At 55.5% G+C, this 5,556-nt stretch carries 3 rRNA genes; all 3 read left to right on the top strand.

What is annotated here, in order from left to right:
• The first annotated feature begins 188 nt into the window (after positions 1-188).
• The 3 genes from DEJ03_RS17620 to rrf all read left to right on the top strand — a co-directional run bounded on the left by DEJ03_RS17620 (position 189) and on the right by rrf (position 5,548).
• A 16S ribosomal RNA gene (locus DEJ03_RS17620) occupies positions 189-1,710 on the top strand.
• Between the two features lie 435 nt (positions 1,711-2,145).
• Positions 2,146-5,273: ribosomal RNA gene (locus DEJ03_RS17615) — 23S ribosomal RNA — on the top strand.
• 158 nt (positions 5,274-5,431) lie between these two features.
• Positions 5,432-5,548 (top strand): 5S ribosomal RNA (gene rrf / locus DEJ03_RS17610).
• The 16S, 23S and 5S rRNA genes sit together here, the layout of an rRNA operon.
• The last annotated feature ends 8 nt before the right edge of the window (positions 5,549-5,556 follow it).

Here is a 5,556-nt window from a genome sequence, read left to right as displayed (position 1 = left end):
AGTGCGTCTGGTCCTTGAGAACTCAACAGCGTGCACATTGTCAATGCCAATTTATTGATTGACCTCGTGCCTGGTCGGCTTGCTGACTGGGTCATGAAGCAATTCCTTTTGGATTGAAGATTGTCAGTAGACAGTCAACAGTCAGAATCAACTCGGTCTGATGCCTTCGGGTGTTGGGTCTGTATTTTTTTACGGAGAGTTTGATCCTGGCTCAGGACGAACGCTGGCGGCGTGCTTAACACATGCAAGTCGAACGATGATGCCCAGCTTGCTGGGTGGATTAGTGGCGAACGGGTGAGTAACACGTGAGTAACCTGCCCCTGACTCTGGGATAAGCGTTGGAAACGACGTCTAATACTGGATATGATCACTGGCCGCATGGTCTGGTGGTGGAAAGATTTTTTGGTTGGGGATGGACTCGCGGCCTATCAGCTTGTTGGTGAGGTAATGGCTCACCAAGGCGACGACGGGTAGCCGGCCTGAGAGGGTGACCGGCCACACTGGGACTGAGACACGGCCCAGACTCCTACGGGAGGCAGCAGTGGGGAATATTGCACAATGGGCGAAAGCCTGATGCAGCAACGCCGCGTGAGGGATGACGGCCTTCGGGTTGTAAACCTCTTTTAGTAGGGAAGAAGCGAAAGTGACGGTACCTGCAGAAAAAGCACCGGCTAACTACGTGCCAGCAGCCGCGGTAATACGTAGGGTGCAAGCGTTGTCCGGAATTATTGGGCGTAAAGAGCTCGTAGGCGGTTTGTCGCGTCTGCTGTGAAATCCCGAGGCTCAACCTCGGGCTTGCAGTGGGTACGGGCAGACTAGAGTGCGGTAGGGGAGATTGGAATTCCTGGTGTAGCGGTGGAATGCGCAGATATCAGGAGGAACACCGATGGCGAAGGCAGATCTCTGGGCCGTAACTGACGCTGAGGAGCGAAAGCATGGGGAGCGAACAGGATTAGATACCCTGGTAGTCCATGCCGTAAACGTTGGGCGCTAGATGTAGGGACCTTTCCACGGTTTCTGTGTCGTAGCTAACGCATTAAGCGCCCCGCCTGGGGAGTACGGCCGCAAGGCTAAAACTCAAAGGAATTGACGGGGGCCCGCACAAGCGGCGGAGCATGCGGATTAATTCGATGCAACGCGAAGAACCTTACCAAGGCTTGACATACACCGGAAACGGCCAGAGATGGTCGCCCCCTTGTGGTCGGTGTACAGGTGGTGCATGGTTGTCGTCAGCTCGTGTCGTGAGATGTTGGGTTAAGTCCCGCAACGAGCGCAACCCTCGTTCTATGTTGCCAGCGGGTTATGCCGGGGACTCATAGGAGACTGCCGGGGTCAACTCGGAGGAAGGTGGGGATGACGTCAAATCATCATGCCCCTTATGTCTTGGGCTTCACGCATGCTACAATGGCCGGTACAAAGGGCTGCGATACCGTAAGGTGGAGCGAATCCCAAAAAGCCGGTCTCAGTTCGGATTGAGGTCTGCAACTCGACCTCATGAAGTCGGAGTCGCTAGTAATCGCAGATCAGCAACGCTGCGGTGAATACGTTCCCGGGCCTTGTACACACCGCCCGTCAAGTCATGAAAGTCGGTAACACCCGAAGCCGGTGGCCTAACCCTTGTGGAAGGAGCCGTCGAAGGTGGGATCGGTGATTAGGACTAAGTCGTAACAAGGTAGCCGTACCGGAAGGTGCGGCTGGATCACCTCCTTTCTAAGGAGCATCTGGTCAGTGCTGGTCGCCCATTAGGGGTGGTTGGTTGCTGGTCCAGGCGCCTGTTTCGGACCGAACGTGTCCGACGGGTAGCTCATGGGTGGAACATTGACAGTGCAGTTGGGAGTGATGCTTCCGACCTCAGTACGCTCTGCTTGCAGGGTTGGGACGGGTCGTGGGTGGAGCTGCCGGCTGGTGCACGTTGTTGGGTCCTGAGGGACCAGGCTTCCTACTGTCACGTGAGTGATGGTGGGGGTTGGGCCTACGGGTCCTTCGTCGGGCCAGGGTGAACCTACCGTTGTGGTGGGGGAGTGCTGGTGCCGATCGTATGTTGAGAACTACACAGTGGACGCGAGCATCTTTGATTCGCGTCATCCATGATCAGCCTTCGGGTTGTTGATTGGTGTGACGTTGGATCGCAATTTTAATCTTTGTGGTCAAGTTTCTAAGAGCAAACGGTGGATGCCTTGGCATCTGGAGCCGATGAAGGACGTAGAAATCTGCGATAAGCCTCGGGGAGCTGATAATCGAGCCTCGATCCGAGGATTTCCGAATGGGGAAACCCCGCCAGGCGCTTTGCGACCTGGTGACTCCCGCCTGAATATATAGGGCGGGTAGAGGGAACGTGGGGAAGTGAAACATCTCAGTACCCACAGGAAGAGAAAACAACATGTGATTCCGTGAGTAGTGGCGAGCGAAAGCGGATGAGGCTAAACCGATCATGTGTGATAGCCGGCGGGCGTTGCATGGTCGGGGTTGTGGGACACGTCACTCAGTTCTGCCGGACTGGGACGGTTACAGCGCATCATAGTCGAACCGGTTTGAAAGCCGGGCCGTAGTGGGTGCCAGCCCCGTAGACGAAATGGTGTTATGGCCGGATGTGTATCCCAAGTAGCACGGGGCCCGAGAAATCCCGTGTGAATCTGTCAGGACCACCTGATAAGCCTAAATACTCCCAGATGACCGATAGCGGACAAGTACCGTGAGGGAAAGGTGAAAAGTACCCCGGGAGGGGAGTGAAATAGTACCTGAAACCGTTTGCTTACAAACCGTCGGAGCCTCCTTAGTAGGGGTGACGGCGTGCCTTTTGAAGAATGAGCCTGCGAGTTAGTGATATGTGGCGAGGTTAACCCGTGAGGGGCAGCCGTAGCGAAAGCGAGTCTGAATAGGGCGTTTGAGTCGCATGTTCTAGACCCGAAGCGAAGTGATCTATCCATGGCCAGGTTGAAGCGACGGTAAGACGTCGTGGAGGACCGAACCCACTTCAGTTGAAAATGGAGGGGATGAGCTGTGGATAGGGGTGAAAGGCCAATCAAACTTCGTGATAGCTGGTTCTCTCCGAAATGCATTTAGGTGCAGCGTTGCGTGTTTCTCGCCGGAGGTAGAGCTACTGGATGGCCGATGGGCCTCAACAGGTTACTGACGTCAGCCAAACTCCGAATGCCGGTGAGTGAGAGCGCAGCAGTGAGACGGTGGGGGATAAGCTTCATCGTCGAGAGGGAAACAACCCAGACTACCAACTAAGGTCCCTAAGCGTGTGCTAAGTGGGAAAGGATGTGGAGTTGCACAGACAACCAGGAGGTTGGCTTAGAAGCAGCCACCCTTGAAAGAGTGCGTAATAGCTCACTGGTCAAGTGATTCCGCGCCGACAATGTAACGGGGCTCAAGCACACCACCGAAGTTGTAGATTTCGCACTATAGACAAGCCTTCGTGGTTCAGTCGTGCGGAGTGGTAGGAGAGCGTCGTGTGGCGAGTGAAGCGGCGGAGTGATCCAGCCGTGGACGCTACACGAGTGAGAATGCAGGCATGAGTAGCGAAAGACGGGTGAGAAACCCGTCCTCCGAAAGACCAAGGGTTCCAGGGCCAGGTTAATCCGCCCTGGGTAAGTCGGGACCTAAGGCGAGGCCGACAGGCGTAGTCGATGGACAACGGGTTGATATTCCCGTACCGGCGAACAACCGCCCAAGCTAATCCAGTGGTGCTAAGAGTCCTAACCCGGTACAACCGGATCCCTTCGGGGTGATGGTGGCCGGTCTAACGCTCGACCCCATGCTGGTGCGGTTAGCGTATGAACAGGTGTGACGCAGGAAGGTAGCTGAGCCAGGCGATGGTATCCGTAAGGTGAACCTGGTGTAAGGATGTAGGGCTGACGATAGGCAAATCCGTCGTCTGTACGCCTGAGATCCGACGCGTACCCGTAAGGGGAAATCAGTGATCCTATGCTGCCGAGAAAAGCATCGACGCGAGGTTGCAGCCGCCCGTACCCGAAACCGACTCAGGTGGTCAGGTAGAGAATACCAAGGAGATCGAGAGAATCGTGGTTAAGGAACTCGGCAAAATGCCCCCGTAACTTCGGGAGAAGGGGGGCCGGACACGTGACCGGATTTACTCCGTGAGCGTTGAAGGCCGCAGAGACCAGTGGGAAGCGACTGTTTACTAAAAACACAGGTCCGTGCGAAGTCGCAAGACGATGTATACGGACTGACGCCTGCCCGGTGCTGGAAGGTTAAGAGGAAGGGTTAGCCTTTGGGCGAAGCTCTGAATTTAAGCCCCAGTAAACGGCGGTGGTAACTATAACCATCCTAAGGTAGCGAAATTCCTTGTCGGGTAAGTTCCGACCTGCACGAATGGCGTAACGACTTCCCAGCTGTCTCAACCGCGAACTCGGCGAAATTGCACTACGAGTAAAGATGCTCGTTACGCGCAGCAGGACGGAAAGACCCCGTGACCTTTACTACAGTTTGGTATTGGTGTTCGGAGTGGCTTGTGTAGGATAGGTGGGAGACTGTGAAGCGGGCACGCTAGTGTTCGTGGAGTCATTGTTGAAATACCACTCTGGTCACTTTGGATGTCTAACGTAGGACCCTGATCGGGTTCATGGACAGTGCCTGATGGGTAGTTTAACTGGGGCGGTTGCCTCCCAAAGAGTAACGGAGGCGCCCAAAGGTTCCCTCAACCTGGTTGGCAATCAGGTGGCGAGTGTAAGTGCACAAGGGAGCTTGACTGTGAGACTGACAGGTCGAGCAGGGACGAAAGTCGGGACTAGTGATCCGGCAGTGGCTTGTGGAAGCGCTGTCGCTCAACGGATAAAAGGTACCTCGGGGATAACAGGCTGATCTTGCCCAAGAGTCCATATCGACGGCATGGTTTGGCACCTCGATGTCGGCTCGTCGCATCCTGGGGCTGGAGTAGGTCCCAAGGGTTGGGCTGTTCGCCCATTAAAGCGGTACGCGAGCTGGGTTTAGAACGTCGTGAGACAGTTCGGTCCCTATCCGCTGCGCGCGTTGGAAATTTGAGAAGATCTATCCCTAGTACGAGAGGACCGGGATGGACGAACCTCTGGTGTGTCAGTTGTTCTGCCAAGGGCACCGCTGATTAGCTACGTTCGGACCGGATAACCGCTGAAAGCATCTAAGCGGGAAGCCGTCTTCGAGATGAGATTTCCATGCACCTTGAGTGTGAGAGGCTCCCAGCAGACTACTGGGTTGATAGGCCGGATGTGGAAGCGGGGACTAACGACCCGTGGAGCTGACCGGTACTAATAAGCCGAAGACTTGATAACACACTGATTTCCGTGCACTTGTTGCACGGGCTCGCGTCCACTTTGTGGTTCCCGACAGATGATCGGGAATCGAAACTGAATACACCGCTCTGCCCTCTTCACGGGAGGCAGCAGCCGGGACAGCTTTGAGACCAAATGCATGATCTGGTCGAGAGTGTTCCGGTGGTCATAGCGAGAGGGAAACGCCCGGTCACATTCCGAACCCGGAAGCTAAGCCTCTCAGCGCCGATGGTACTGCAAGGGGGACCTTGTGGGAGAGTAGGACGCCGCCGGACTTAACGTA

Source organism: Curtobacterium sp. MCLR17_043 (assembly GCF_003224215.1).
Classification (GTDB): Bacteria; Actinomycetota; Actinomycetes; order Actinomycetales; family Microbacteriaceae; genus Curtobacterium; species Curtobacterium flaccumfaciens.
Note: the sequence above shows the minus strand (reverse complement) of the source record. Positions and strands in the feature narration are given on the sequence as shown.